Consider the following 26443-nt stretch of genomic DNA (forward strand, 5'->3'; position numbering starts at 1 on the left):
CCCGTCAGCGCCGCGTCCCGACTCCGACGAGGCTGCGCTCGTACGGGTCGAGTTGCACTCCGCTCACGTCGCCGCCGACGCCGGTGATGATCCGCTGATGGACGAGCGGCACCACCGCGTCCGTGCCGAGGACCGCCGCCTCGGCCTTCATCGCCGCGCCCTGCCGCTTCGCGGTGTCGGTGATCGACCCGGCCTGGGAGACGGCCCGGTCGACCGTCTTGTCGCACAGCAGCGCCAGGTTGTAGCTGCCGTCGCAGGTGTGGTCGCCGGCGAGGATCGAGACCGGGTCGCCGGTGTCGAGCATGGTGTTGCGTGCGGAGACGAACGCGTCGAACTTCCCTGCCAGCGCGTCACTTTCGAGCCGCGCGTACTCGCGTACCTCCAACTTGACCTCGAAGCCCGCCTTTTCGAGCTGCTGCTCGAGGACTTGGGCGACCTCGGGCAGTTCGGGCCGGTTGTCGTACGTCGCCACGGTGATCGTCGTGCCCTGGGCGCCCGCGGCCCGGGCCCGGCCGGAGGGCTTGACGCGTTTGTCGGCCGCCCAGGTCAGGGCGGGCCCGTAGATCCCGGCGCCGGGGTCGGCGTGCCCCTCGTACACCCCCTTGGCGAGGGAGGAGGTGTCGATCGCCTCGCGTGCGGCGGCCCGTACCTTGGGGTCCTCGAAGGCGCCGGACTTGGTGTTGAGCAGCAGGCTCGTGGTGCGAGTGGTGGCCGTCTCACGGCGGTCCCCCTCGTCCAGCGAGGCGGCCTGCGAGACCGGGACGGCTTCGGCGATGTCGGTCTCGCCGGTGCGCAGCGCGTTGGTACGGGCCGTGCCGTCGGCTATGAACTTCGCGTCGACGCCGGAGGCCTGCGCGCGGCCGCCCCAGTAGTCGTCGAAGCGGTCCAGGGTGGCCACGGTGGTGCCGGTGACGTCGGTGATCTCGAAGGGGCCGGTGGCGGTGCCGACCGGACGGACCGCGTCCTTCTTCGCGTAGGCCTTGGCCGACAGCACGGGAACTCCGGGGCTCGACAGGCGCAGCGGCAGTACGGGGTCGGGTGCGGAGGTGGTCACCCGTACCCGTGCGCCGCCCGCTGCCTCGGCGGTGAGCTCGACGCCGGTCAGCGCGGGGGTCGCGGGCTCGGCGCGGGCCGCGTGCGTGAGGGACGCCGCGACCGCCTTCGGTGTGACCTCGGTGCCGTCCTGGAAGGTCGCCTCGCGCAGGGTGAACAGCCAACTGCGGTCGTTCTCGCGGCTCCACGACTCGGCCAGCGCGGGGGCCGCCGCGCCGTTGGCGTCGAGGCGGGTGAGTCCCTCGGTGACGCCGAGCCTGCTGAGGAGGGTGGCGTCCGCGCCGTACGGGGAGAAGTTCTCGGCGGGCGGGAAGGCGAGTGCGACCCGCAGCCTGGAGCCGCCCGCGGCGTCGGACGAGTCCTCGCCGCCCGAGGCGAAGCAGCCGCTGAGCAGCGGGGTGAGCAGGAGGCCGGCGACGAACCGGCGGCGGCGCGGCAGAGAGGGCATGGTCTCTTTCTTCGTGAGGGGCGGGGACGGTTGGTGCGCGGGCGTGCCCATCGGGTCCGTGGGGTCCCTGAGCTCCTGAGGGGCCGTCAGGGCAAGGGAACCTCGAAATGCACGATTCCCTGCCCTCCGCCCGGCTCTTCGCGCTCGTCGTGCACCGACTTGCCCAGGGAGCGCCAGAACGCCTCGGCGCCCGGCACCGCGGGATCCGTATGCAGGTAGACGGCGCGGTAGCCGCCGTCGGCCGTCGCGAAGTCGAGCAGTTCGTCCACGAGCCGCCGGGCCAGGCCGCGCCGCCGGTGCTCGGGACGTACGTACACACGGCGCAGTTGGGCGGTACGCCCCGAGGGGTAGCGCTCGGCCAGGTGGCGCGGGTTCGGCGGATGGGCCGGTCCCCGGGAGTCGAGCGCGGCGGTCGCGGCCACCGTGCCGTCCCGCTCGTCGACCGCGACGAGCAAGGTGTGCCGTGCGGGCGCGACATAGGCCTGGTGGAGGTCGACGATGTCGCGGTGCCAGCGCGGTACGTACCCTGTGCCGAAGTCCTCGTAGACGATGTCGAGCATCACGGATCGCGCGTCGTCGAGGTCGTCGGGGGTCGCGGTTCTGATGCAGTAGCTACGCACCTGCACATCATATGCATTAAGGCCCTGCCGTCCCGTCCGGGGTGGAGCCCCTTGCCCGCCCGACCCTGGTGCGGTTTGCCTGCGCGACAGAAGTCAACACTTCTTCCCGAAATTCACCGAGTCGAGTGAACCTGATCTTGCGGGCGGCGTGTCGGGGATGGCCCCTGGGCTGCCGGGGTAACTACCGAGATCACATATGTCCTCCCCCGCACGAGGTGGAGTCGAGATGCCACCGGAAGCCGATGACCGCACCGCCGGACTGCCCGAGACCAGCGCGGACGTATCCGGTCTCCCCGCGGCGAATCCATCCGCCCACAGCCGTCTGAGCGGCGAGTTCACGGTGGTCGTGGTGCTGGGCGAGATCGACATGGCGACGGCCGGCGCCCTGGCCGAGCACCTGGACGCCGCGACCGCGCGCCCCCAGCCCCAGGTCCTGGTCGACCTGCGCTCCGCCGATTTCTTCGACTGCTCGGGGCTTCGCCTGCTGTGCCGTGCCGACAGCCGCGCGAAGGAGCGCGGCGGCGCACTCCGCCTCGTCTCCGACCAGCCCCGCATCCACCGGTTGTTGCGCGCCTCGGGACTCCTGAAACGTTTCCCGCCGCTCCCGGATCTTCCTCCTCCGTCCGGCGCTGACAGCGCATCAGAGCCCCCGCCCACAGGAGTGAGCGGCCCGAAAACGAATCAGAGCAGGCGCCGGAGGTAGGCGTACAGGGCCGCCGAGCCGCGCAGCCGGCTCAGACTGCGGTGATGCAACTCCCGCTCACGCGCGGCCAGTGCGAGGCGAACGCGCTCCGGGCTCCCTGTGGTCCGCAGCTCGGCGAGGACCGCCTCGATCGTGGCGAAGGGATGGTTGCCGCGCCGCAGAAGCGCCACGACCTGCGCCATACGTGCCTCGGCAGCGGAGTAGAGCCGGTATCCCGTGGACTTCTCACGCATGGGCCGCAGCAGTCCGCGAGCCTCCCACAGCCTCAGGACGGGGGGCTGCACGCCCACGGCGTCGGCCACCTCGCCGATGCGCAGACTCCCGCGCTCCCCGGGCGCGACCCCGACAGCGAGAAGCGTGTCCAGGGCGGCGAGCACCGCGGCGAGTTCGGTCCGCTCCCGGTGCAGTTCGGCATGGCTCTCGTCGAGGACGGCGAGCGCGGCTTCCAGGTCCTCGTCGTGCACCGCGCGCATGATCGCGCCGGTCGTCGGCCAGCCGTGGCCGGTGGCGAGCTCGCGGGCGGCGGTCAGCGCCTCGGCGTGTGCGGTCGTGAAGACGCGATAGCCGCTGTCCGTGCGCTCGACGGGAGGCAGGATCCCCGTCTCCACGTAGTTGCGGACCTGCTGCGTCGAGATGCCCGCCGCGCGCGCGAGGTCGACGGCCCGCAGCCGTTCGCTCACCCGCACCTCACCCGCACCTCACCCGCCGTACCCACCCATCGATTTGAGGGTTTCAGGATAAGTGGGGGCAGTGCTCCCGCTGCGCATCGGGCTCAAGTCTCAAGAAGCACTTCAATGAAACGATTGAAGGGCTGCAGCCGCACTAGGAGTCGCACATCGACCTGGAAAGGGAGGGCGCCGACGTGAAGTTCGTGCTCGAAGTCGACATGGGGGACACGCCCTGGGACGGGAACACCGCTCAGGAGCTCGGCCGGATCCTGCGGTACTGGGGCGGGAATCTCCACCACTACGACCTCAAGCCGGGAGACGGATCGGCCATCTACGACTCGGAGTACCGCGAGGTCGGGCGCTGGAGCATCACCACGCCCGAGTGATGCCGTGAGCAGTACCGGCACCGATGGTCACCATTGATGCCGGGAGTCGGCGGGACGGCCCCACTTCCGTCCCTGCCGACTCCCGGCGCGAGATCGCGCGGCACCCGCGGCGGGACCCGCACTCCCCAGCTACGGGCCCTCGGTCGACATCCACCTGCCGTCGGTCGACGTTCACGGGCGCCGCGCGACCCCGGCCCTTAGAACGTGAAGACGGCTGTCCCGTAGGAGTTCTTCACGCACTCGTTCGAGAAGGTGCGCTCGTAGGAGACGCGCCGGCCCTGCCAGACGCCGTCGACCGTGATGACCACGGGGTCGTACTCACGGGTGCACAGGGCGTCGCGTCTGTCGGTCAGGGCGTCGAAGTCCCCACCGGAGGCGCGCAGTTCGGCGCAGGCTCGCACGGAGGCCGGGTGGGTGCCCGAGGCGATCGGCGCACAGGACAGCGTGACCGCGCGTTCGACAGTGGCGACGGCCGCGCTGTCGCCGTGGCCCACGGTGAGCACCAGGGACGAAGGGGCGTAGAGCGCGGACGGGGCGGGCTCCGGGGCGGCGAGGGCGGCCCCGGTCAGGGGTCCGCAGAGAGTGGCGGCCGTCAGGGTCAGGGTTGCTGCCCAGCGCGCGGTGGTCGGCATTGTGTGCATCCTTCCGCTCAGATGGCGTTCCGGAACGTTTGCGTTCCGGAACGTGCGGGTGCCGAATCCTGTGTGGCGGACCGGCGACGGCGAGTCTGCCGAGTCCGCGGCAGAAACACACGTGGACCCCACGCGTTTCAGTAACCTTGCGTGTTGAATCAGTGGCGCGAAGTCACGGAATTCGAACGCGCCTCCCCCTCAACAGAGCGGGCGCCACACCCCGGATGGGGCGAGCTGGCCGGATATGCACTGCTCAGCAATAGGCCTGAAACATTCCGCTTTCAGCTGAGACCAGGCTCTTGCGCTGGGCCTGCCGACGAGTAACTGTCATTACATGATTACTGCGGAACAGCACGAGAAGTTGCGCGGCTGGTTCGCCGGCCGCCTGCCCGACGATCTCTTCGACAGCCTCAGTGAAGTGACGGTCGACCGCGAGGAGATCACCGTCGTCGGCCGCATAGCCGAGCCCCGGCTCGCCGAGAGCGCCTCGGACGCCGAGAAGGACGCGGCCGTCCGGTCCAGGATCCAGGAGTTCCGGGAGCGCACCCGCGACGACCGGATCGCCGTGGCCCGCGAGGCCGAGCACCGCTTCGGCAAGAAGGTTTCGTGGGGCGTGGAGTGCGGGGGCGAGCGCGCCCTGTTCACACATGTCGCCGCACCCGTCATGACCCGCCTGAGGCAGCCCCAGCGGCAGGTGCTGGACACCCTCGTCGCCGCCGGGGTCGCCCGCAGCCGCAGCGACGCGCTCGCCTGGTGCGTGCGCCTCGTCGAGCGCCACGCGGACGACTGGCTCACGGAACTCCGCGACTCCTTGGAACACGTCCAACGGGTCCGCGCACAGGGACCCGACACCGCGGCTCATGAACCGGAGGACACGCCACCCGGCGAACCCACGGACACATCGAACGACAACTGACACCGGAGGCGGCGTCGGACGCGCGCTCGAGACCGGTCGTGCGCGTGGGGTACGCCGTGCGCAGTGCGCAGTGCGCACCACGGTGGACGGAACCTGCCGCGGTCGTCAGGATCGTTCCGGGTACGACGCGATCTCAGCGACAAGAGGCGGGGCATACGGATGCCGAAGCAGTGGGCGGACTTCCAGTACGAGATCTACCTGAACGGCATGACGGGGGCGGTGCCACGGCTGCCCACCGATCTGACACGGCTGGAGGAACTGATCGAGCGGCGCCTCGGGCCCGGCCCGGTGGGATATGTGGCGGGCAGCGCGGGCAACGGCAGTACGGCACGGGCGAACCGGGCCGCGCTCGACCGCCGTCGGATCGTGCCGCGGATGCTGCGAGATGTGCGCGAACGGGACCTGTCCGTCGAGGTGTTGGGGCGCGCGCTGCCCGCGCCGCTCGCGCTCGCGCCGGTCGGCGTCCTGTCGATCATGCACCCGGACGCCGAGTCCGCCGCGGCCCGGGCCGCGGCGGCGCAGGGCGTGCCGTACATCCTGTCCTCGGCGTCCAGCACGCCCATGGAGGAGGTGGCGGCTGCGATGGGCGACGCGGAGCGCTGGTTCCAGCTGTACTGGGCGAAGGACCGCGAGGTCACAAGGAGTTTCCTGAGCCGGGCGAAGGCCGCCGGGTACACCGCGCTGTTCGTCACGCTCGACACCCCGCTGCTCGCCTGGCGGCCGCGCGACCTGGACCAGGCGTATCTGCCGTTCCTGCACGGAGTGGGCACCGCGAACTACTTCTCCGACCCGGCGTTCCAGGCGGGCCTGGCCAAGCCGGTGCACGAGGACCCGAACGCGGCCGTGATGCACTTCGTGGGGATGTTCGCCGACCCGGGCAAGACCTGGCCGGACCTGGCGTTCCTGCGCGAGAACTGGGACGGACCGATCCTCCTCAAGGGCATCCTGCATCCGGACGACGCCCGCCGGGCCGCCAACGCCGGGATGGACGGGGTGGTCGTGTCCAACCACGGTGGCCGTCAGGTGGCCGGCTCCGTCGCCGCCGCCGACGCGCTGCCCCGCGTGGTCGAGGCGGCCGGGGACCGGCTGACCGTTCTCTTCGACAGCGGCATCCGCACGGGTGACGACATCTTCAAGGCCCTGGCGCTGGGCGCCGAGTCCGTGCTCGTCGGGCGTCCGTACGTGTACGGGCTCGGCCTCGACGGTCAGACGGGCGTCGACCACGTCATCCGCTGTCTCCTCGCCGAACTCGACCTCACCCTCGCCCTGTCCGGACACGCCTCCCCTGCCACGCTCAGCTCCGCCGACCTCGTGGAGGACACCGTGTGAGCGCCCTGATCGAGCATCGAGCATCGAGCAGGACGCTCTCCACCTGTTGTCCCCGTCCCGCGGTCGACCGTCTGCCGCCACGGCCCGGACGAGTCGCCCGGACGAGTCCTAGACGGTGGTTTCCGTGGACTCGTGGACGGACACCGATACGCCGGACTGCGGGGCGGCGCCGGAGCCGGTGGCCAAGTCGTCGCGCAGGATTCCGGCGGGTTGCCCGGCGTCCGCACCCTCGGCCGGCCGGTCATCGGCCGACTGCGTGGACGGCGCACCCGTACCGGCTATCGACAGGGATTCGGGGCTGGCCGTGGAGCCGTCGGTCAGCCAGCGCTGCTCGTCGGTCCTGTCGCGGATCTTCACGACGACGTCCGCGTTCGGATCCTTGGAGGAGGGAGCGACCGCGAGGCCCTCATGCCAGCGCGGCAGCAACTCGCCCCGCACCGTGAGGTCGTAGCGCACGTCGTCGCCCCGTTTGGCGTCGGCGGACGCGCATCCGCCCAGGACGACCACACCGGCGTCCACGTGGGAGTCCAGGCACAGCTTGGGGTTCGCGACGCTGCGCAGCAGTCCGTCCTCCTCGTAGGACCACTGCTGGGTCTCGGCGGAGGAGCACGCCACCAGCTTGGTGGCCGCACCGGACTTGGCCTTGCCACCCTTGATGTCAAGGCAGAGGTCCGCGGCGAAATTGCGCAGGCGGGTCTCCCCGGGGAGCGTGGGCAGTGCGGGCGGCGGAGACGACGACCCGGCGGGCGGGGCCTGAGGACCGGCGCCGGCACTCGGGCCCGCGCTCGGGCCGTTGGTGCCGGACGCTCCGGGGGTCGAGGGATCGGTGGCTCCGTCGTCCTGCGACCACATGGTCGTGACCAGGAGCGTCGCCAGCAAGGCCACCGAGACGAGGCCCGCTGCGGTGACCAGGCCCGCTCCGGTGAACATGGCCCTCGCGTTCCGCCCGCTCTGCGGGGCTCGTCGTCCCCCCGTCGGGAACGAGGACAGCAGGCGGTGGCGGCCGCCGCCTCGCGGCCTCCTGCCGCCGGAACGGCCCGGCCGCGCTCCCGCATGGCCTCGGCCCGGCCGTGAATCGACGTAGCGGCGGGCGCCCCAGCCGAGCACCGATTCGGCGAGCAGGACGCCCAGCTCGCCCTCGAAGTGGCTGAGTTGCTCGGCGGCGTAACGGCAGAAGCGGCACTCCAGCAGATGCTGTTGGACATCGGGCAGCAAGGCGCCGCCGCGCCGAATCGGGACATCGAGGAGACGGTTGTAGTAGCGGCAATCCTTGTTCGGCGCGAGTTCCCGGTGGGCCCGTACGCAGCCCTGGCGGAATTGCTCGCGTGCCTGGTCCAGGGCGGCCGACGCCGTGTCGGGATCCATGCCCAACAGACCAGCGGGTACGGATATGTGCTCGGCCTCGACCTCGGTGTGCCACAGCACGCACTGGGCAAGTCCCGGGAGGGCCTGAAAAGAACGCTCGGCGAGCTTGCGATTTTCCGGCGTCAACGACTTCGTGGCGCGCATACCGCGGCCTCCGGCGGGTTTCCGGAGTTCCGGCAGGACATCGGATATGCGGTCCTCGGCGGACCAGGCCCGGACCGTGTCCCGTACGGTCACAAGGAGTTGGGGACGCAGCGCGACGGCGGACTCGGATCGCTTGAGGCGGTCGAGGATCTGCTGGAAGGCGGCCGCCGTGACCATGGAGGCGACGTGTGCCTTGGAAGCGAGGCAGATGACCGAGTAGTCGTACGTCGGCTGCCAGTGTCGCGCGAACAGCAGGGGTATGGACTGGGCGAGCTCTCCCTCCGGCTGTGCCCGCAGGAGGGCTGCGAGGCTCTCGTCTGATTCCCCGGGAGCGGCACCGGGGCGAGGGGGGTATGTGGGACGAGGCGGGTGGGGGGTGTGCACTGAGCGGTTTCCTTCCAAGGCACAAGATGGCACACAGAAGTTGTGACCGCCGAAAAGGTGCTCCTGGTTGGTGCGTACCTTTTTGGCTGGGCGCACGGAAAGCGGCCGGGGGTGACCCGGTCGGGGGTCGTCGACCGACGGCCTTTTGAGCCATCGGCGGAACTAAATCCGGAGCAGCGAATCAGACCTGACCATTAACCATGCGCTAGGAAGTTCACCCTTGCACAGAACTCTCACACCCAACAAGGCACTTGGACGACTTCAGCAACATCCACGTCTGAAGGAAAGTCAGCACAAGGCCCACCCAACTCGCCCCCGCTCGCACCCGCTTTCGAAATGGGGACATTCGTCGTTCCGCGCCCCTTCAGGGGCGCGGGGAACTGTGCGACCAGCCGCGGGACCGCCCACGGCCGAGACACGACCCCCCGCGGAGCGGACCGGTCAGATTTGCCAGGAACGCAGGCGGTCCGCCGCCGCGAAGACGTCCGCCTTGCCGGACATCAGGTCGCGCGCGAGGTCGACCAGAGCCCCGTAGGGCGGATCGATTCCGACTCCGCTGACGAACATGTAAGCGACCGCCGTCGAACAGGCGAAGCGGGCGTTGGCGGAAGGCAGCGGTTTCAGCTGAGCCAGCGTGTGCAGCAGCGCGGCGGCACGCCAGGCCGGGTCCGAGTCCACGCCGAGCCGGGGCGGATCCACGCGATGCCGCGCCACGGCGGCGACCAGCGCGGAGAAATCGTTCACGGTGGGCTGGTCGGGCAGGACCTCTTCGTGCCGCTGGAGCAGCCAGGGCACGTCGATGTGAATGACGGCGGCCATGGGTCAGGCGGCCCGCCCCTCGCCCTTGTGAGGTGGCTCGTCGTCGGGGAAGGCCGCGGCGAACTCGTCCGCGTGAGCCGCGAAGAACCGGCGGAACACGTCCGCGCCTTCCTGCAGAGCGCGGTGCCGCACGATGTCGGCGGCGGCCGCCTCTCGTACCAAGGCTTTCATCGACGTACCGCGCTCCTTGGCGATCTGCCGCAGATCCTCGAGCTCGCGCTCGCTGAACTCCACGTTGAGAGCTGGCATGCCCTCACGGTACCGCGCGGGTACTTACTCGTAAATAGCAGCAGGTCAAGAGCGCTGCAGGGCGGTACCAAACGGGTCGGCGCGCGCCGCACACCGGCACAGGCACGACTGAGACGTACGTCACGTTCCTCCAGGCGGATGTCACATTCCGGGCCCCCGGAGCCCTCGCACTGGTGAGGCGCTACGGGAAGGCGACACGCATGTCCGACAGTCCGGCACCGGAGACGGAGACCGAGACGGAGACCGACGAGGCCCTGATACAGGGCCACCGGCCCGTTCATGGACCATCGCGAGCTGCTGTTCGCGATCACCTACAACCTGCCCGGCGGCATCGCCGACACCGAGGACCTGCCGCAACCGCTCGAGACGGAGGGTGAGTACGCATGACCATGACCGGGCGGCCGGCCCCACGCAGGGCCGAGCAGGCGTCCTCGGGCCGGCGCGTGGCCGACTGGTTCGACGGACGCCTGGGCACCCACACCCTCGGCAGGAAGTATCTGCGCAAGGTCTTCCCGGACCACTGGTCGTTCCTGCTCGGGGAGATCTGCCTCTACAGCTTCGTCGTCCTGATCCTCACGGGCGTCTACCTCACGCTGTTCTTCCATCCGTCGATGAACGAGGTGACGTACCACGGCAGTTACGTCCCGCTGAACGGCGTGAGGATGTCGGAGGCGTACGCGTCGACACTGGACATCAGCTTCGACGTACGGGGCGGTCTGCTGATCCGGCAGATCCATCACTGGGCCGCACTGATCTTCGTCGCCGGGATGCTCATGCACATGATGCGGCACTTCTTCACGGGCTCGTTCCGCAAACCCCGTGAGATCAACTGGCTGTTCGGCTGGACGCTGCTGCTGCTCGGCATGTTCGAGGGCTGTTCGGCTACTCGCTGCCGGACGATCTGCTGTCCGGCACCGGTGTCAGGTTCGTGGACGGCGCGATCCTTTCGGTGCCCATCGTCGGGACGTATCTGTCCTTCTTCCTGTTCGGCGGTGAGTTTCCCGGGCATGACGTCGTCGCCCGCTTCTACTCCCTGCACATCCTGGTGATCCCCGGCATCATGGCGGCCCTGGTGGTCGCCCATCTGATCCTGGTCGTGTATCACAAGCACACGCAGTTCCCGGGGCCCGGGAGGACCGAACGGAATGTCGTGGGCGCGCCGTTCATGCCGGTGTACCTGGCGAAGGCGGGCGGATTCTTCTTTCTGGTGTTCGGGGTGATCGCGGTCATCTCGGCGATCGCGACGATCAACCCGGTCTGGGCGTACGGTCCTTACCGTGCCGATCAGGTCTCCACGGGAGCCCAGCCCGACTGGTATCTGGGCTTCGCGGAGGGCCTGGTGCGCATCATGCCCGGCTGGGAGATCGACGTGGCGGGCCACACCCTGGTCCTCGGAGTGCTGATCCCGATCGTCGTCTTTCCGCTCCTCCTCGTCCTCATCGGCGTCTATCCGTTCCTGGAGTCCTGGATCACGGGCGACCGGCGCGAGCACCATCTGCTGGACCGCCCGCGCAACCGGCCGGTGCGTACCTCCATCGGCACGGCGTGGATCAGCGTCTATCTGGTGCTGCTCGCGGCGGGCGGCAACGACATCGTGGCCACCCGCTTCCATCTGTCGATCAACACGGTCACCTGGGCGGCCCGGATCGCGCTGTTCGTCGTCCCCGTCGTGGTCTTCACCGTCACCCGGCGCGTCTGCCTCGGGCTCCAGCTCCGCGACCGCGAGCTGGTGCTGCACGGTCGCGAGACCGGCGTGGTCAAGCGCCTGCCGCACGGCGAGTTCGTCGAGCTGCACCAGCCCCTCTCCCCCGCCGAACTGCACACCCTGACCCAGCACGAGCAGCCCCGGCCGCTCGCGCCGGGGCCGGCGCGGGACGCGAACGGCGTACCGAACCGCACGAGCCGCCTGCTCCGCCTGCGCATCGGCCTGTCGCGCGGTCTCTACGGCGACGGCTCGCAGGTGGCCAAGCCGACGGCCGAGGAGTACCGGGAGGCCCACGCGCCCGAGGAGTACCGGCAGGCCCACGCGCCCGAGGAGTACCGGCAGGCCCACACGGCCGAGGATCCCCGGGAGGCCCGCCCGGTCAGCGAGCCGGCACCTCCAGACGGCTGATCCGCTGGGCGCCCCGGGCCTCGCCCGGATGGCGGCTCGTCAGGGTGAGCCGCAGCCGGCTGCCCCGTACGGCGTCGAAGGTGATCACGGTCGGGGCGTCGGACGCGGTGGCCCAGTCGACGGCGGCTCCCCGCACGGGCCGGTAGCGGTGGCCGTCCCAGTACGCGACCTCGACGGTGGCGGGCAGGGTGTGCGTCGCGTCGACGGTGAAGGAGACCTCGACGCGGTCGACGGTGCGCGTCCGTCCCCACGCCACCGAGACCCAGTCCTCGGGGCGGGCGCCGTTGAAGGCGGGCAGCAGGGCGGTGGCCTCCTTGTGGAAGGCGTTGGACCAGCCGGTGGCCGGATCGCCGTCGAGCATCGCGGCGGGCAGGGTGCCCGGGCGGCCGGAGTAACTGGCGTCCGCCACGGGGTGGCCCGGGGAGCCCGGACCGGGGTCGGGCGCGAAGTCCGCCGCCGGGGTCAGGATCTTCGAGCTCGCGGCCGTCGTCCGTACGGTGACGGTGCCGGTCCGCAGTCCCGCCGAGCGTGCCCGGAGGGTGAGGCGTCCGGCCCTGGTGCCGGAGCGGACGATGGCCAGGGCCTTTCCGTGGAAGGCGGTGCGGGTGCTCGCCTGGTAGCGCTCGGCGCTCTCCTCGCGCCCGTTGTCGAGCCCGGCCAGCGAGCCGCCGTCGGCCTCGAAGGCGATGACCGGATCCGCGCCGGGCACCACCACACCTCGGGCGTCCACCACCTCCGCGGTCACGAAGCACAGGGAACGGCCGTCTGCGGGAAGGGACGTGCGGTCGGGCGTGAGGCGCACGGCGTGTGGCTTCCCCGCGGTGCGCAGGACGTCCGTGGCGACCACCTTGCCGTCGCGCCGGGCCACCGCTTTGAGCTCACCCGGCGCGAACGGCACCTTCCAGGTGAGATGGAGCTTGCCCGCGCTGCCGTTCGGGCTGGTGTAACTGCCGGGCCAGGGGCCACCGGTGACGGTCTTGTCGTCTCCGGTCGCCTCGGTGGTCTCCAGGTAGGTGCGGCCGTCGGTGGTCTTCTTCTCGTCGAACTTCCTGGTGCCCAGCGACTTCCCGTCGAGGAAGAGCTCGACCGTGTCCACGTTGGAGTACGCCCAGACCTCCACGGTGTCGCCCGGGCGGTGGTCGGTCCAGTTCATGGGGAGCAGATGGACCATGGGCTCGTCGGTCCACTGGCTCTTGAAGAGGTAGTACATGTCCTTCGGGAAGCCCGCCGTGTCCACAGCGCCGAAGAACGACGCCTTCACCGGGAACACGTCGTACGGCGTCGGCTCGCCGATGTAGTCGATCCCCGACCACAGGAACTCGCCCGTGAACCACTTCCGGTCCCGGTCCTTCTTCAGTCCGTACTCGCCGCTCATCGTCCACGAGGCGAGGTTGTTGTCGTACGAGGACGTCGCGCGCCGGCCCGGGGTGTGGTTCTCGCCCGTGTTGAGGCGCTCCGGCTCCTGGTACGTCCCACGGGTGGAGGTCTCCGACGAGGACTCCGACTCGAAGAGGAAGAGGCGGGGATAGCGGGCGTGCAGGGCATCGACCGAGGCGGCGGTGTTGTAGTTGAGGCCGAGTCCGTCGATCTTGGCGAGCAGCAGGTCCGCCGGTGATCCGGCGGGGGGCACGCTGCGGTGCCGGTGGGACCCGATCACGATCGGGCGGGTCTCGTCGAGCTTCTTGACGCCGGCGATGAGCCGGTCGGCCATGGTCAGTCCGGCCGTGGACGTGAAGTCGGGGACCTCGTTGCCGATGGACCACATGAGGACGGCGGGTGAGTTCCGGGCGGCCAGCACCATCTCGGCGATGTCCGCGTCACTGTGGGCGTCGAAGAAACGGCCGTAGTCGTACTTGTTCTTGCCGCGCTGCCAGCAGTCGAAAGCCTCCACCATCATCACGATGCCGAGCCGCTCGCAGGCCTCGATCACCTCGGGGGCGGGCGGATTGTGCGAGGTGCGCAGGGCGTTGACGCCCATGCTCTTCATGATCTTCAGCTGGCGTTCCACGGCGTCCGCGCTGACGGCCGCGCCGAGGGCGCCGAGATCGTGGTGGAGGTTGACGCCGCGCAGCTTGGCGTGGACGCCGTTCAGGGTCATTCCGTCGTCGGGGTCGAAGACGGCGTGGCGGATGCCGAAGGTGGTGCGGTACGTGTCGGTGGTCTCGCCGTCGACGCGGAGTTCGGTGAGGAGTGTGTAGCGGTCAGGGGTGTCGAAGGACCACAACCGGGGCTTCTTCACGGTCAGTCGGTGGGTCTCGGTGGCCGTGTCCCCGATGTTCAGCGTGGAGGTCCGGCGGGCCACCGTGCGGCCGTCGGGGTCGACGACGCTCGACCTGACCTCGACCGGTCTCGCCGCGCCCGACGCGTTCACGACGCTGGTCTCCACCTGTACGAGCGCGCGCCCCTCCTCGATCTCGGGCGTGGTCACACAGGTTCCCCACCGCTGGACGTGCACCGGTTCGGTGACGACGAGGCGGGCCTCTCGGTAGATCCCGCTGCCGGAGTACCAGCGGCTGCTGGGGAGTTGGTTGTGGACCTTGACGGCGATGACATTGGCCGTGGTGCCGTCGGCGTGCAGCAGATCGGTGACGTCGAGAGCGAACCCGGTGTACCCGTAGGGGTGTCGGCCGGCGAGCTCACCGTTGCAGTAGACGTACGCATCCATGTAGACGCCGTCGAACTCGACGAAGACCCGCTTGCCCGCGTACGTGCGGGGCAGGGTGAAGGCGATCCGGTACCAGCCGAGGCCGCCGGGGAGGAAGCCGGTGTCGCTGCGCGTGCCGTGCTCGGTGGTGGGGGTCTGCTCGATGCTCCAGTCGTGCGGCACGGTGACGTGCCGCCAGTCCGAGTCGTCGTAGCCGGGCTCGGCGGCGCGGGCGTACGCGCCCGTGGGATCGGTGATGCCTGCCGGGTTGACGAGCGCGAAGCGCCAGCCGTCGCGGAGCGGGACGGTCCGCCCTCCGGTGGCGGCACGGGCCTGGGGCACGGCCTGCGTGGCAGCATGCGCGGCGGCCCCTGGGGAGGAGGTACCCGCGAGGATCACCGGAGCCGTCGTACCTAAGATCAGTGCCGATCTGCGAGTCACCGTCATGACGGTTTCCCTTTCGTCAAGGGCCCCTGAGTACTCACAACTGCTCGTGATCAACCACAACCGGTCGTGAACAAACAGATTCTGACGGCATGACTCCGGAGACCGTCAAGGCCTCGGTAAGCGCTTTCCGTCCCTTGCGGCACATCGGCCTGAATCCCACCGTGGCGCGTTCCTGAATCCCACCGTGGCGCGTCGGAGCGCCAGCCGGTATGGGGGTGCGCTGCACGCTCTCTCCTGTGCCGGGCGCCGCGACACATTACGCTGGGAGCGCGAGTGACGCACCCGTTCACTGTGAGTGTGCGCAATGGAGTGGCGCGATGGGGAGCCACAACGACAGACCGGGCGATGGCCCGGACTACCCGTTCGACGAGACCGGCACGGCACGGGCTGTCATTGACGGCGACGGCATCCTCGTCGAGTGGAACGAAGGCGCCCGGCGCCTCCTCGGGCACACATCGGCCGACGTCGTCGGCCGGCCCGCGGCAGACCTGCTGGCACCGGATGCCGAAGTCGCACGCCCCCCGGCCGCCGACAACCGCTGGAACGGCACGCTCACACTGCGTCATCAGGACGGCCGTGCCCGGACCGTGTGGCTCCTCGCGCACCGGCTGCGGCCCGAGCAGGGCGACCGCAGCGGCTGGCTCGTGGTCACCCCGGTGGACAACGGCGACCCGCTCCCGACGGACGATCCCCTGTTGACCGCGTTCGTGGAACAGTCGCCCTGCTCCACGGCGATCTTCGACGAGCGGCTGCGGCTGCACCGGATCAACACGGCGATGGCCGATGCGCTCGGTCTCCCGGAAGAGCGGATCCGCGGGCTGCGCGCCCCCGAGATAGGCAGCAGCCCGGGGACCAAGGAACTCGAGGAGCACATGCTCCGGGTGCTCCGCACCGGGCAGCCGGAGGGCCTGCGGACGCCCATGGGGACCGGGAGCGGCGCCGACGGCGCGGCCTGGTTCTCGCGGATCGCACCGCTCGCCTTCGAGGGCAGGGTCCGCGGCGTATGCGTCTCCGCCCATGACTTCACCGAGCACTACCTCGCCCGGCAGCGCCTCCAGCTCGTCAACGAGGCGAGCATCCGCCTCGGCTCCACCCTCGACGTCACCCGTACGGCCCAGGAACTGGCCGACGTGTTCGTGCCCGCGCTCGCCGATTTCGTCAGCGTCGACCTCATGGACCCACTGGACCACGGCGGCGAGCCGTTCTCCGGACCGCTGTCCGCACCCGTGAGCCTGCGCCGCGCCGCCCACCGGTCGGTGCACGCCGGCAATCCGGAGGCGGTGGTCAAAGTGGGCCAGGTCGAGGCCTACCCCGCCTCTTCGCCTCAGGCAGACTCCCTGCTGGCCGGCCGTCCCATCGTCGCCGCGGACCCCGCCACCACGCTTTCGCGTTGGCTCGCCTGGGACCCGGTGCGCCGCGAGCGCGTCAGAACGTACGGAATCCACTCGACGATGTCCGTGCCCATTCAGGCCCGTGGTGCGACGCTGGGCGTCGCAGTCCTCACGCGGTTCCGGCGGACGGACCCCTTCACGGCCGACGACGTCCTGATCGCCGGGGAGATCACGGCCAGGGCCGCCGTCTGCATCGACAACGCCCGCCGTTTCTCCCGCGAGCGCGAGACCGCGCTCGCCATGCAGCGCAGCCTGCTGCCGCGGACGCTGCCGCGCACCGCCGCCGTGGAGGTGGCGTCGCGCTATCTGCCCGCGTCGCGGGCCGCGGTCGGCGGCGACTGGTTCGACGTGATCCAGCTGTCGGGGATGCGCGTCGCCATGGTCGTCGGTGACGTCGTCGGCCACGGGGTCCAGGCCTCGGCCACCATGGGGCGCATACGGACGGCCGTGCGCACCCTCGCCGACATCGACCTGGCACCGGACGAGCTGCTGACCCACCTGGACGACCTGGTCGTCCAGCTCTCCGCGGAGGCGGGCAGCGAGGGAACTACGGGCGAGGTCGGCGCCACCTGTCTGTACGCCGTGTACGACCCGGTGGCCCGCCGCTGCACCCTCGCCCGGGCCGGACATCCGCCACCGGTGATGCTCCCGCCGGACGGTCCGCCCCAGGAGATCCCCATGCCGTCCGGGCCTCCCCTCGGCCTCGGCGGACTGCCCTTCGAGTCCACGGAGGTCACGCTCCCCGAAGGCAGCGTGCTCGCTCTCTACACCGACGGCCTGATCGAGAGCCGTGACCGGGACGTCGACGTCAGCCACCGGATGCTGTGCCAGGCGCTGGCCCGCACCTCGAGCTCCCTGGACGACACCTGCCACCACATCCTCCAGGCGCTGCTCCCGCCGACCGGCATACCCGACGACGTCGCCCTGCTCCTAGCCCGTACGCGCGGACTTCCGACGTCCCAGGTGGCCACCTGGGACATCCCCGCCGACCCCGCCCTCGTCGCCCCGATCCGCAAGCAGGTCGTATCGCAGCTCGGCACCTGGCGGCTGGACGAGGCGGCGTTCACGACCGAACTCGTCGTCAGCGAACTCGTCACCAACGCCATCCGGTACGGCGACCGCCCCATCCGGCTGCGCCTCATCCACGACGCCATGACGCTCATCTGCGAGGTGTCGGACACCAGCCACACCGCCCCGCATCTGCGCCGCGCCAAGATCTTCGACGAAGGCGGCCGCGGCCTCCTCCTGGTGGCCCAGCTCACCGAACGCTGGGGCAACCGGCACACCGCCGAGGGCAAGACGATCTGGGCGGAGCTGGCACTGGGCGAGGACTGACCCGCGGGCGTCGGGAAGGTGACGAGAGGGCCTGGTGGAATGCCGTAACCGTCCGTCATACCGGAGCGTTTCAGGCCCGGTTGCCGCGGTCGACCGGGGAGCGCCCGGCGGCCTCGCCGCCGCCGGGCGCTTTGGTGATCGACCCGTCGACGGCGATCTGGTCGGGGACGAGGCCGACGATCCGGTCTTCTGTGCACCGGCCACCCCCTGGTCAGTGCGCCTTGTCGTACGCCTGCTGGTAGATCTGCAGGAAGCGCTTCAGCCCGAGCCGGTCGAGGTTCTTGAGGTACGAGTCCCAGTCGGTGTCGAGGGACTTCTTGCCGGTGATGAACTGCACCGCGCTCTGCTGTACGAAGGTGCCGATGTTCGTCTGGAGCGTGGCGAGTTCGCCTGCCCGCGCCGGGTCGATCCACGCCTCCCCGTATGGGAACACGGGCGACGACTTGGACTCGTGCCCCTCGTAGAGCTTCGTGGCTTCGAAGAGCCGGCGCTCGTATCCTTCCGGCGACTTGGTGTCCTTGGCCACCGCCTCCGTGTTGCGGAACTCCGCGGTGTTGTTGTACTGCGCCAGCGCACCCCAGTTGCCGTTGGTCGTGGGCCCGCGCTTGTACTTCGCCTTCAGGCTGTCGTCGAGTGCGACGTCCTTCGGGCCCGGCTCGACCCAGCCCTTGCCCGCCGGGCCGAACATGCCGTTGAGCTCACCCTCCTCGCTGAAGATGTAGTTCAGCATCTTGATCGCCTGGATCTGCTCGGTCTGTGAGGCCTTGGTCGTGAGGACGAAGGTCGCTCCGGGCACCGACGGCGAGGTGTACGTCGCGTAGCTCTTGCCCTCCGGGCCGGTCAGCGGAGGCAGCGCGTCGTACTGCTGGTCGCGGCCGTCCTTCTGTCCCTGAGAGACGAAGATGTTGGGGTGCATCACCGTCGCCGAGCCCAGGACCGCGCCGCCGGCCTTGTCGCCCAGCTTCAGTAGGGCGTCCGCGTTCTGGGTGAAGACGCTGCTGTCGATCACACCTTCGTCGTAGAGCGACTTGATGTACCTCAGGCCCTCGCGCCAGCCCTCCTTGTTCGCCTGGATGTCGGCCTTGCCGTTGTTCAGGACCAGGGTGGGGTTGGTGTCGGGGGTGAAGTTGCCGTTCGGGGTGTCGATGAACGCGTTCATCAGGTACGGGATGATCGTGTCCCCGGTGTCCCCGCTCAGCGGAACCTCGTCGGCCTTGCCGTTGCCGTTGGGATCCTTGGTCTTGAAGGCGCGGAGCACGCTGCGGAACTCGTCCGTGGTCGTCGGCGGCTTCAGCCCCAGCTTCTTCAGCCACGCGCTGTTGATCCACAGCTTGGACGGGTACGAACAGTGGTAGCAGTCGACCCACTGGGGCATACCGTAGATCTTGCCGTCGGGTGCGGTGGCCATCCGCTTGTATGCGGGGACATCGGCGAATGCCTTCTTGATGTTGGGGCCGTACTGGTCGATCAGCTTGTTCAGCGGCTGGATGACGCCTTGGGTGGAGAGCTTGAGGAGCTCGGTCTGGGTGAACTGGTCGACCCAGGGAATCAGCAGGTACAGGTCGGGCAGGTCACCGCTGGCCAGCGAGATCTGGCGCTTCTCCTTGGCCGGGCCGCCGTCCTGGGTGGTCGTCTGCCAGTTGATGGTGATGTTGAACTTCCGCTTGATCAGCTGGGTGAACTGGTTGGTCTTGAGGTTCTGGTCCGCAGCCTGAGGGGCGAAGACGTTGAGGGTGACCGGCGGATTCCCCGTGATCGTGGGGAGCGGCTTGGAATCGTCGGTATCGCTGGACGAACCACCGGTGCAGGCCGCCAGAGTGCCGAGCACCGTCCCGGCGACCGCCGCTCTGGTGAGTAGACGCGAACGAGGCATGGGGAAGTCCCTTCTGCTGACAGGGGGATGGCAAGCGGGGAGGTGAGGGCGAGCGTGGGTGAGGCGGGGTCTGCTCAGCCCTTGATCGCGCCGATCATGATTCCCTTGGTGAAGTAGCGCGCGACGAAGGGGTAGATGAGCAGGACGGGCACGCTCGCGATGACGATCAGGGAGTACTTGAGCAGGTCCGCGAGTTGCTGGCGTTCCAGCATCTGGGAGGCGTCCGTCATGCCGCCGGGGGTGGTGTTGAGGATGAGGATGTTCCGCAGCACCAGCTGGATCGGGTAGAGGTCGGCGTCCTTGAGGTAGAGCAGGGCGTCGAAGTAGGAGTTCCACTGGGTGATGGCGTACATCAGCGCCACCACGGCGATCATCGGTTTGGCCAGGGGCAGGGCGACCTTCCACAGGAAGCGCAGATCACCGCAGCCGTCGAGTTGCGCGGCCTCGTACAACTCGTCGGGGATCATGGTGCGGAAGTAGGTGCTGGCGATGACGACCTGCCAGACGCCGATGGCCTGCGGGATGATCAGCGCCAAGCGGGTGTTGATCATGCCGAGTTCCTGGACCACCAGGTAGGTGGGGATCAGGCCACCGGAGAACAGCATGGTGAAGATCACGACGGCCATCACCGGGCCCCGCCCGAACAGGCTCTTGCGAGACAGGGGGTAGGCAAGGGCGATGGTGAGGCTGACGCTGATGAGCGTGCCGACGAGGGTGTAGAAGAGCGAGTTGAGGAATCCAGTGACGATCTGCGGGCTGCTGAGGGCGACTTCGTAGCCGCGCAGGGAGAAGTCGAACGGCCAGAACAGCACCCGGCCGGACGAGACGGCGATCGGGTCGCTGAAGGAACTGGCGACGATGTTCAGCAGGGGAAGAAGAACGACGGCCAGGAACGTGCACAGCAGCAGGTAGGTGCAGAACAGGAACATCCGGTCGATCCGGGTCTCCTGGATCCGCCGGCTGCCCCGCCGTCGGAGCGAGAGCGGACGCGAAGAGCCCGGACCCCGGTGTGTGCCGGGCGTTGTCGGGCGGTCATGGCTCTCCGGGCCGGCAACCGCTGTGATCTGTGACCGGCTCATGACCACACCCCGCTTCCGGTGAGCCGTTTGGCGACGAAGTTCACGAAGACCAGTAGGGCCAGATTGACCACCGAGTTGAGCAGCCCGATGGCGGTCGCCTGACTGAAGTCGGCGTTGATCAGACCGGTCTTGTAGACGTAGGTGGCGATGATCTCCGAGGCGCTGAGGTTCATCGGGTTCTGCAGCAGGAAGGCCTTCTCGAAGCCGATGGCCATGATGTTGCCGACGGCGAGGACCAGGATGATCACTGCGACCGGCATGATGCTCGGCAGGTCGACGTGCCAGATCTTCTGCAGCCTTGTGGCGCCGTCGACGCGTGCCGCCTCGTACAGCGACGGATCGACAGCCGAGAGGGCGGCCAAGTAGATCACGGCTGAGTAACCCGCGGTCTGCCAGATGTCCGACCAGACGTAGATGTGCCGGAAGTAGTCCGCATCCGCCAGCAGGTCCGCCTTGTCGACGCCGAAGAAGCCCGTGACATGGCTGACGAGACCTGTTTGGGGAGACAGGATCATGATCGTCATCGAGACGACGACAACGGTGGAGATGAAGTACGGAGCGTACGTCACCATCTGCACAGTCCGCTTGAAGATCCCCTGCCGGATCTCGTTCAGCGCCAGCGCCAGGATGATCGGCACCGGGAAGCTTGCGATCACCGCGTAGAACGACAGCAGGAAGGTGTTCTTCACCAGCTGCCAGAAGACCGGGTTGCCGAATATCTGCTGGAAGTTGCGCAGGCCCACCCAGTCGCTTCCCCAGACGCCCTTGATGATGTTGTAGTCCTTGAAGGCGATGACCGCGTTGGCCATGGGGACGTACTTGAAGATCGCCACATGGACGAGCGGCACCATCAGCAGCAGGTAGAGCGTCCAATGCCGGGTGACGCTGCGCCGGGCCCTGCGCCGCATGCTCACCTTCGGCACGCGGAGCGGCGTCGCCGCGCTGTTCTGGGACATCGCTAGGCTCCAGAGGCCGCGCGGCGCACGCAGGCCGGGCGGCAAGCGCGCCGCGGCAGCCCTGCGGGCGGATGGGTCCAACTGCGCATTTGCTGTGTCTCCTTGCTGGCCGTGCGGGGAGGGGCGCTGACGACGGTCAGCCCTGCGGGCGGATTCGTAGTCCGTGCATGGCGCCGTCCACGGCGAGGTCCGTACCGGTGGTGGAGCCGGACAGTGAGCTCGCGAGGTAGGCGATGGCCGCGGCCACCTCGTCGGCGGTGACCAGGCGCCCCATGGGTTGGCGGGCGTTGAGGGCGGCGTGTTCGGCCTCGGGATCGGCGGCGCGCTCCAGCAGGCGCCCGATCCACGGAGTGTCAGCGGTGCTGGGGGTCGACTCAGTCGACGCGGGATCCGGAGCGTAAGAGGCCGGCGGTGCTCGCCCGGGTGAGGGAGAGGACGGCGCCCTTGGTCGCCGAGTACACCGTCCGGTCGGGCAGGACCGCCGTCGCCGCGATGGAGCAGGTGTTGACGATGGCCGCGCTGCGGAAGCGGCGCAGGTGGGGAAGTCCGGTCCGGGGCGCCCGGACCATGCCGAAGACGTTGGCGTCGAAGACGCGACACCATTCGTCGTCGGGGTTGTCCTCGATGGTGCCCTGGGCGCCGATCCCGGCGTTGTCGTCGCGGGTCAGCGCCTCCTCGAGGTAGCGGAAGTCGACCAGGCCGACGAGCTGTTCCGGGGCCGGCTCGGACAGCAGCCGCCCGACCGGCTTTCCCGCCCGGCGACTGGAGCTGCCGCGGTCGCCCAGGACCTCCTCCACCGGCAGTCCCACCACCAGCGGGGCCAGGGCCCGTACGGCGGCGACTTCGTCATCGTTGCCGCGTCCCACGGTGAAAGCCAGGCCGTGCCCCTTGTCGACGCCGCTCGTACGGGTCGTCACATAGGCGGCGGAGTAGTCGGGTTCGGGGTTCATGGCGCCGGAGCCGTCGAGTGCGAGCGATGTGGGGAACCGTCCGCCCACCGCTTCGACGGCGCTGATCAGTTCGGTCATCGTGCCCAGCCATCCCGGTCCGGGGCCGCGGCGTCGGTTCGGGGTCATGGCAACCACCTGCCGTCATGCGTCAATGGCATGTCCCTGCCGAACAACAGGCCTTCGGACATGGGATGAATTTAAAGGCCGACCCAACGGCCGTGTCCATACCTGCGGCAGGAATTTACGTATGTGCCCTCGACTGCCTGCCGGTTAACCGATTCACTGGCCGTGTCATCCGCAGGCGAGCCATCTCATATCTCCGAAGTCATGGGATGTATCGCTGCGGTGCCTCTGCGCCGTCCCCTCCTAGGGGCTCAGGCCCTAGGAGGGGACGGCGACGCATGTCATTGACCGACAAGGCCATCGACCACATCAGAGACTCATCCAGCCGGGCGAGTTTCCGCCCGGGGGCCGAACTGCCCCCGAGCAGCAGCTCGCCGCGGAGCTGGGCCTGTCCGGCAATCTGATGCGGGAGGCGGTGAACGCGCTGGTCGCCTCACGTGTGCTGGAGATCCGGCGTGGCGACGGCACCTATGTGACCAGCCGGGAACCCGAACTGCTGCTGAGCGGCATTGGATCCGCGGTGGAGCTGCTGCGCGACCACGCCGGTCCCCCTGTGTACTAGGGCCCTCCGCGCGCCGGCGTGGAGGACGGGGTGGGCGTGGGTGTCGGAACGGCGCTGCGCGTCGGCTCCGGGGAGTCACCGTCCGTGTACGCGGTGATCCACTCCATCTGGAGCGAGTCCTCCGACGGGTCGATCAGCCAGCGCTGGGATTTCCCGTCGTCACGTGCCTTCAGGACGAGGTCCGACTGGCTTTCCGTCGAGGCGGGGGTCAGGGCCAGCTCCTGGCGCCCCAGTGGCACCAGACTGCCTTGGAGGGTGAAGTCGTAACGCACGTTCTCGGCGTACGTCTTCTCCTCGCCCTCGCACTGACCCAGTCGCACCGAGGAGGCCAGGCGGGAGTCGAGGCACAACTCGGAGACGGCCAGGCTGCGCAGTGACCCGTCGCTCTCGTACGACCACTGCTGCCGGTCCGCCGAGGTGCAGGTGGCGAGCTCGGCCTCCGCGCCCTCGGTCACCTTGCCGTCGTCGATGCCGACGCACAGTCCGCTCTCGGCATGGCGCAGCCTGCCGCTCAGGATGCCGGGTGACGCGTCGGCCGTGCCCGCGCGGGACGGCTGCGCACCGGGCCCCTCGGACGCCGTCCCGGTGCTCGCGTCGGCGGGGGGCTCCGCGTCGTCCCCGCCGCCGGACCACAGGACCAGCGGCACCAGCACACCCGTGCTCACGGCGAGCACGGTGAGGGAGAGCACGGCCAGGGCGGGGTTCCTCCGGTCGCGATGCGGGCTGCCGCGCCGCGGGCCCTTTCTGGGCTCCCTGGGGCTGTTGGCGGGGGGCACGGGTCTGTTGTCCGGGTGCACGGGACGGTTGTCGGGGTGCACGGGAAGACGCGCCGCGGACCAGGTCCGGTTGCCCGGGGCGGTCGCATGTCCGTCGTCCGGAGCGGACCCGAGCACGTCGTCCGGGGCGGTCCCATGTCCGTCGACCGGGGCGGACCCGAGCACGTCGTCCGGAGCGGTCCCATGTCCGTCATCCGGGGCGGACCCGAGCACGTCGTCCGGAGCGGTCCCATGTCCGTCATCCGGGGCGGACCCGAGCCCGTCGTCCGGAGCGGTCCCATGTCCGTCATCCGGGGCGGCGGCCCAGGGTTCGGGGCCCGGCGACACGGCCACGACCGGGCCGGCATGCGCGTTCTCCATCGGGCCACGACGACCCGGCCGGGAGTCGAGATAGTCCTGCGCTCCCCAGACGAGTAACGCCTCGGCCAGCAGCAGGGCCAGCCGGTCTCCGGAATGGTCCACCTGGTCGGCCGTGTACCGGCAGTGCCGGCACCGGTCCAGGTGCTCCCGCAGATCGGGGCAGCTCGAGACGCCACGGCCCCGCAGCGACGCGTCCAGGAGCCGGCTGTAGCGGTGACACTCCCCTTCGGGGGCGAGTTCGCGATGGCTTTCCAGACAGTGCCGGCGCAGCAGGGCACGCGCCCGCTCCAGTCGTATGGGGACGTCCTGGGGCGTCAGGCCGAGCAGGCCGGCCGGTATCGCGAGATCCTCCGCCTCGACTTCCGCGTGCCACAGAATGCAGCGAGCGGCCTCCGGCAGTTGCTGGAACGCGCCGACCACCAAGCGCCTGTTCTCCGGCGGGAGAAGCCGTGCCGCGGCCCGGTCTCCGCCGTCCGGGCCGGGCTGCAGACCGGGGTGGAGCAGTGTCCGCCGATTGTCCATGGCCCATTCCGCCGCGATACGGCGCACGGTGACCAGTAATCGCGGCCGCCAAGCCGCTGTCGGCCCTGACTGCCGGGCGGATTGCCCGAACAGCCGGGTGAACGCCGCGGTGGTGAGCATTCCCGCGTACTGCGCTCCGTTGGTGCACAGGCGGGCGTACGAGTGAACCGCCACCCAGTGACGTGCCAGCAGCTCACCCGAGGGATAGCGGGCAAGGGCCTCGCCGGAGGAGTTCCTCCTCAGGTCGTTCGTGAGCTCCTCGTCCGTCGCATCGAACTGTCGAGCATGGGTGCGGGAATTCGACGGGGTCGCATCACTCACGTTGCACTTTCCTCCGAGGGCCGTGCGGGGTTAGTCCACACCAACGGGCATGGAATTGCCGCACGCTGACAGGCGCACCATCGCACAGCCCAGCGCCCCGATTCAAGAGAACGCTCTCAACGCCATTTTCAAGCCAACGAGTTCGCCATGACAAAGCGTCAAAAAGAGTTTGCCTGAAAGTGACTCGAATTTAATTTCCTCAACTTACTGGAAGTAAGTACCGATTTGCCGCCCAGAATGAGGAGGTCTCGAACCTTGGGCATGCCAAGGGAATATGTCTGGACATCTTGACGTACGAGCCATCTCGGCCACATCGCGACCGCACCCACCGGGGATGCGCCCCTACGGAGCTCGGAGCCCCGCCCGGTACGCGCCGGGAGGCGTGCCGTAGCGCTGCCGGAAGACGCGGTTGAAGTGGAACGGGCTGGTGAAGCCGGAGGCCGCCGCCACCCGTTCCACCGGCAGATCGGTGGCCTCCAGGAGCCGGGCGGCGTGCAGCAGCCGCGCGGCGAGCAGTGCCCGCATCGGGGACTGGCCGAGCTGCTGGCTGAAGAGGTGCGCGAACCGGGAGGGCGAGAGCGAGACGCCCGCGGCCAGGGACGCCACGGTGTGCGGGGCGCCCGGATCCGCGGCGATCAGCGCCTCGGCCTGGCGGATGCGTGCGTCGATGCCGGATCGCCGGGGCTCCGTGCGCGCGGTGGCGGCCGCGAGCAGTACGACCGATTCCAGGGAGCAGAGGGCCAGTTCGCGGGCAGCGGTTCCGTGGGCCACGGCGACCTGGCCGTCCTCGGAGGCGTGCGGCGCGGCGATGGTGCCGGGTGGGCCGCCCTCCCCGGTCCACCGGGCGTCGGCCAGCATGCGCAGGAACGCCGACGTCACGCGGCCGTGGGCGGTGTCCGGGACAGGCGTGACGGCGTACAGCCGGTCGCCGAGCGCGTACGGCCGCAGCCAGCCCGCCCAGGACGGCCTGGCCTGGCAGTGGGCCCACCAGAACGCCCAGTGCCGCGCGCCCGGCGCGACCGTGTACCGGTGGGGCACACCGGGGCCCAGGACCACCAGGTCCCCCGCGCCGGCTCGTGTCTCGGTGGTGCCCTGGCGCAGCCGTCCGTGCCCGCCGGTGGTCCAGGTGAACAGCCAACTGCCCGAGCCGCCGGGCCGGTTGACGCTGTAGCCGGGCCGCTCGTCGAAGCGCCCGACGGTCACCAGGCCGGGCGGCGGCGAGGGGACAGCAGGCTCGGGCAATTCCTCAGCGCTCACGGTCATCCCGCCGAGACG

Annotated in this window: 18 protein-coding genes and 5 pseudogenes; 7 read left to right on the forward strand and 16 right to left on the reverse strand. The window is 69.5% G+C overall.

From position 1 onward, the window contains the following. Window positions 1–4: 4 nt before the first annotated feature. Both FGD71_RS07890 and FGD71_RS07895 read right to left on the reverse strand, forming a co-directional pair. A complete protein-coding gene (locus FGD71_RS07890) occupies window positions 5–1501 on the reverse strand; it encodes an ABC transporter substrate-binding protein (RefSeq protein WP_119099706.1) in 1497 nt (498 codons plus the stop codon). Window positions 1502–1587: 86 nt separating this feature from the next. Next, window positions 1588–2121, reverse strand: a complete 534-nt coding sequence (locus tag FGD71_RS07895) for a GNAT family N-acetyltransferase (RefSeq protein WP_119099707.1) — start codon at window positions 2119–2121, stop codon at window positions 1588–1590. Between the two features lie 226 nt (window positions 2122–2347). Between FGD71_RS07895 and FGD71_RS07900 the strand changes: the two genes are divergently transcribed. After that, complete coding sequence (locus FGD71_RS07900) at window positions 2348–2824, forward strand: STAS domain-containing protein (RefSeq protein ID WP_119099673.1); 477 nt, start codon at window positions 2348–2350, stop codon at window positions 2822–2824. Here the strand turns inward: FGD71_RS07900 and FGD71_RS07905 are convergent. Further along, a complete protein-coding gene (locus FGD71_RS07905; protein WP_338120040.1) occupies window positions 2803–3510 on the reverse strand; it encodes a MerR family transcriptional regulator in 708 nt (235 codons plus the stop codon). The two genes, FGD71_RS07900 and FGD71_RS07905, sit on opposite strands and share 22 nt — an antisense overlap. A gap of 176 nt (window positions 3511–3686) precedes the next feature. Here FGD71_RS07905 and FGD71_RS07910 point away from each other — a divergent pair, with 176 nt between their 5' ends. Then, window positions 3687–3878: a hypothetical protein gene (locus FGD71_RS07910; RefSeq protein WP_119099675.1), complete on the forward strand. Its 192-nt coding sequence runs from the start codon at window positions 3687–3689 to the stop codon at window positions 3876–3878. 197 nt (window positions 3879–4075) lie between these two features. On the opposite strand, the gene FGD71_RS07915 is transcribed toward FGD71_RS07910, so the two are convergent. Next, a complete protein-coding gene (locus tag FGD71_RS07915; RefSeq protein WP_119099676.1) occupies window positions 4076–4510 on the reverse strand; it encodes a protease inhibitor in 435 nt (144 codons plus the stop codon). Between the two features lie 334 nt (window positions 4511–4844). Between FGD71_RS07915 and FGD71_RS07920 the strand changes: the two genes are divergently transcribed. After that, entirely contained in the window at window positions 4845–5426 is a 582-nt protein-coding gene (locus FGD71_RS07920; RefSeq protein ID WP_119099677.1) for a hypothetical protein, read from the forward strand. A 159-nt stretch (window positions 5427–5585) separates the two neighbouring features. After that, on the forward strand, window positions 5586–6755 hold the full coding sequence (locus tag FGD71_RS07925) for a lactate 2-monooxygenase (protein WP_119099678.1): 1170 nt from the start codon (window positions 5586–5588) through the stop codon (window positions 6753–6755). A gap of 108 nt (window positions 6756–6863) precedes the next feature. Here FGD71_RS07925 and FGD71_RS07930 read toward each other — a convergent pair whose 3' ends face one another. The 3 genes from FGD71_RS07930 to FGD71_RS07940 form a co-directional block, all read right to left on the reverse strand. Then, window positions 6864–8648 carry a ricin-type beta-trefoil lectin domain protein gene (locus tag FGD71_RS07930; protein ID WP_119099679.1) on the reverse strand — a complete coding sequence of 595 codons (1785 nt, stop codon included), beginning with the start codon at window positions 8646–8648 and terminating at the stop codon, window positions 6864–6866. 441 nt (window positions 8649–9089) lie between these two features. Then, window positions 9090–9467: a toxin Doc gene (locus tag FGD71_RS07935; protein ID WP_119099680.1), complete on the reverse strand. Its 378-nt coding sequence runs from the start codon at window positions 9465–9467 to the stop codon at window positions 9090–9092. 3 nt (window positions 9468–9470) lie between these two features. Then, window positions 9471–9716 carry a hypothetical protein gene (locus tag FGD71_RS07940; protein WP_119099681.1) on the reverse strand — a complete coding sequence of 82 codons (246 nt, stop codon included), beginning with the start codon at window positions 9714–9716 and terminating at the stop codon, window positions 9471–9473. 383 nt (window positions 9717–10099) lie between these two features. Between FGD71_RS07940 and qcrB the strand changes: the two are divergent. Then, window positions 10100–11709 (forward strand): annotated as a pseudogene (gene qcrB, locus FGD71_RS07945) (cytochrome bc1 complex cytochrome b subunit); the annotation flags it as partial. Window positions 11710–11800: 91 nt separating this feature from the next. Here the strand turns inward: qcrB and FGD71_RS07950 are convergent. Further along, on the reverse strand, window positions 11801–14920 hold the full coding sequence (locus FGD71_RS07950; protein WP_119099682.1) for a glycoside hydrolase family 2 TIM barrel-domain containing protein: 3120 nt from the start codon (window positions 14918–14920) through the stop codon (window positions 11801–11803). A 317-nt stretch (window positions 14921–15237) separates the two neighbouring features. Between FGD71_RS07950 and FGD71_RS07955 the strand changes: the two genes are divergently transcribed. Continuing rightward, window positions 15238–17646 (forward strand): SpoIIE family protein phosphatase, encoded by a 2409-nt coding sequence (locus FGD71_RS07955; RefSeq protein WP_119099683.1) that lies wholly within the window; start codon window positions 15238–15240, stop codon window positions 17644–17646. A 29-nt stretch (window positions 17647–17675) separates the two neighbouring features. On the opposite strand, the pseudogene FGD71_RS07960 reads toward FGD71_RS07955, so the two are convergent. The 6 genes and pseudogenes from FGD71_RS07960 to FGD71_RS48540 all read right to left on the reverse strand — a co-directional run. Then, a pseudogene (locus FGD71_RS07960) lies at window positions 17676–17833 on the reverse strand (IS5/IS1182 family transposase); the annotation flags it as partial. Between the two features lie 24 nt (window positions 17834–17857). Further along, window positions 17858–19519 (reverse strand): type 2 periplasmic-binding domain-containing protein, encoded by a 1662-nt coding sequence (locus tag FGD71_RS07965; RefSeq protein WP_119099684.1) that lies wholly within the window; start codon window positions 19517–19519, stop codon window positions 17858–17860. Between the two features lie 74 nt (window positions 19520–19593). Further along, entirely contained in the window at window positions 19594–20598 is a 1005-nt protein-coding gene (locus FGD71_RS07970) for a carbohydrate ABC transporter permease (protein WP_240436454.1), read from the reverse strand. Then, window positions 20595–21554 carry an ABC transporter permease gene (locus tag FGD71_RS07975; protein ID WP_119099686.1) on the reverse strand — a complete coding sequence of 320 codons (960 nt, stop codon included), beginning with the start codon at window positions 21552–21554 and terminating at the stop codon, window positions 20595–20597. The genes FGD71_RS07970 and FGD71_RS07975 overlap by 4 nt, the downstream gene beginning before the upstream one ends. Window positions 21555–21690: 136 nt before the next feature. Beyond that, window positions 21691–22210: pseudogene (locus FGD71_RS48535) on the reverse strand (SDR family oxidoreductase); the annotation flags it as partial. Further along, a pseudogene (locus FGD71_RS48540) lies at window positions 22208–22582 on the reverse strand (fuconate dehydratase); the annotation flags it as partial. The pseudogenes FGD71_RS48535 and FGD71_RS48540, both read right to left, overlap by 3 nt. A 323-nt stretch (window positions 22583–22905) precedes the next feature. Between FGD71_RS48540 and FGD71_RS07985 the strand changes: the two are divergent. Further along, window positions 22906–23162: pseudogene (locus FGD71_RS07985) on the forward strand (FadR/GntR family transcriptional regulator); the annotation flags it as partial. Between the two features lie 23 nt (window positions 23163–23185). On the opposite strand, the gene FGD71_RS07990 reads toward FGD71_RS07985, so the two are convergent. Continuing rightward, window positions 23186–25168: a ricin-type beta-trefoil lectin domain protein gene (locus tag FGD71_RS07990; protein ID WP_119099687.1), complete on the reverse strand. Its 1983-nt coding sequence runs from the start codon at window positions 25166–25168 to the stop codon at window positions 23186–23188. Window positions 25169–25510: 342 nt separating this feature from the next. Next, entirely contained in the window at window positions 25511–26431 is a 921-nt protein-coding gene (locus tag FGD71_RS07995; protein ID WP_119099708.1) for a helix-turn-helix domain-containing protein, read from the reverse strand. Between the last annotated feature and the right edge of the window lie 12 nt (window positions 26432–26443).

The organism is Streptomyces sporangiiformans, assembly GCF_005768555.2.
Classification (GTDB): domain Bacteria; phylum Actinomycetota; class Actinomycetes; order Streptomycetales; family Streptomycetaceae; genus Streptomyces; species Streptomyces sporangiiformans.

Coding starts and splice junctions, on each gene's coding strand:
- FGD71_RS07890 (WP_119099706.1), bottom strand. CDS start 1,501: ATGCCCTCTCTGCCGCGCCGCCGCCGGTTCGTCGCCGGCCTCCTGCTC.
- FGD71_RS07900 (WP_119099673.1), top strand. CDS start 2,348: ATGCCACCGGAAGCCGATGACCGCACCGCCGGACTGCCCGAGACCAGC.
- FGD71_RS07915 (WP_119099676.1), bottom strand. CDS start 4,510: ATGCCGACCACCGCGCGCTGGGCAGCAACCCTGACCCTGACGGCCGCC.
- FGD71_RS07920 (WP_119099677.1), top strand. CDS start 4,845: ATGATTACTGCGGAACAGCACGAGAAGTTGCGCGGCTGGTTCGCCGGC.
- FGD71_RS07925 (WP_119099678.1), top strand. CDS start 5,586: ATGCCGAAGCAGTGGGCGGACTTCCAGTACGAGATCTACCTGAACGGC.
- FGD71_RS07935 (WP_119099680.1), bottom strand. CDS start 9,467: ATGGCCGCCGTCATTCACATCGACGTGCCCTGGCTGCTCCAGCGGCAC.
- FGD71_RS07940 (WP_119099681.1), bottom strand. CDS start 9,716: ATGCCAGCTCTCAACGTGGAGTTCAGCGAGCGCGAGCTCGAGGATCTG.
- FGD71_RS07950 (WP_119099682.1), bottom strand. CDS start 14,920: ATGACGGTGACTCGCAGATCGGCACTGATCTTAGGTACGACGGCTCCG.
- FGD71_RS07955 (WP_119099683.1), top strand. CDS start 15,238: ATGGGGAGCCACAACGACAGACCGGGCGATGGCCCGGACTACCCGTTC.
- FGD71_RS07965 (WP_119099684.1), bottom strand. CDS start 19,519: ATGCCTCGTTCGCGTCTACTCACCAGAGCGGCGGTCGCCGGGACGGTG.
- FGD71_RS07970 (WP_240436454.1), bottom strand. CDS start 20,598: ATGAGCCGGTCACAGATCACAGCGGTTGCCGGCCCGGAGAGCCATGAC.
- FGD71_RS07975 (WP_119099686.1), bottom strand. CDS start 21,554: ATGTCCCAGAACAGCGCGGCGACGCCGCTCCGCGTGCCGAAGGTGAGC.
- FGD71_RS07995 (WP_119099708.1), bottom strand. CDS start 26,431: ATGACCGTGAGCGCTGAGGAATTGCCCGAGCCTGCTGTCCCCTCGCCG.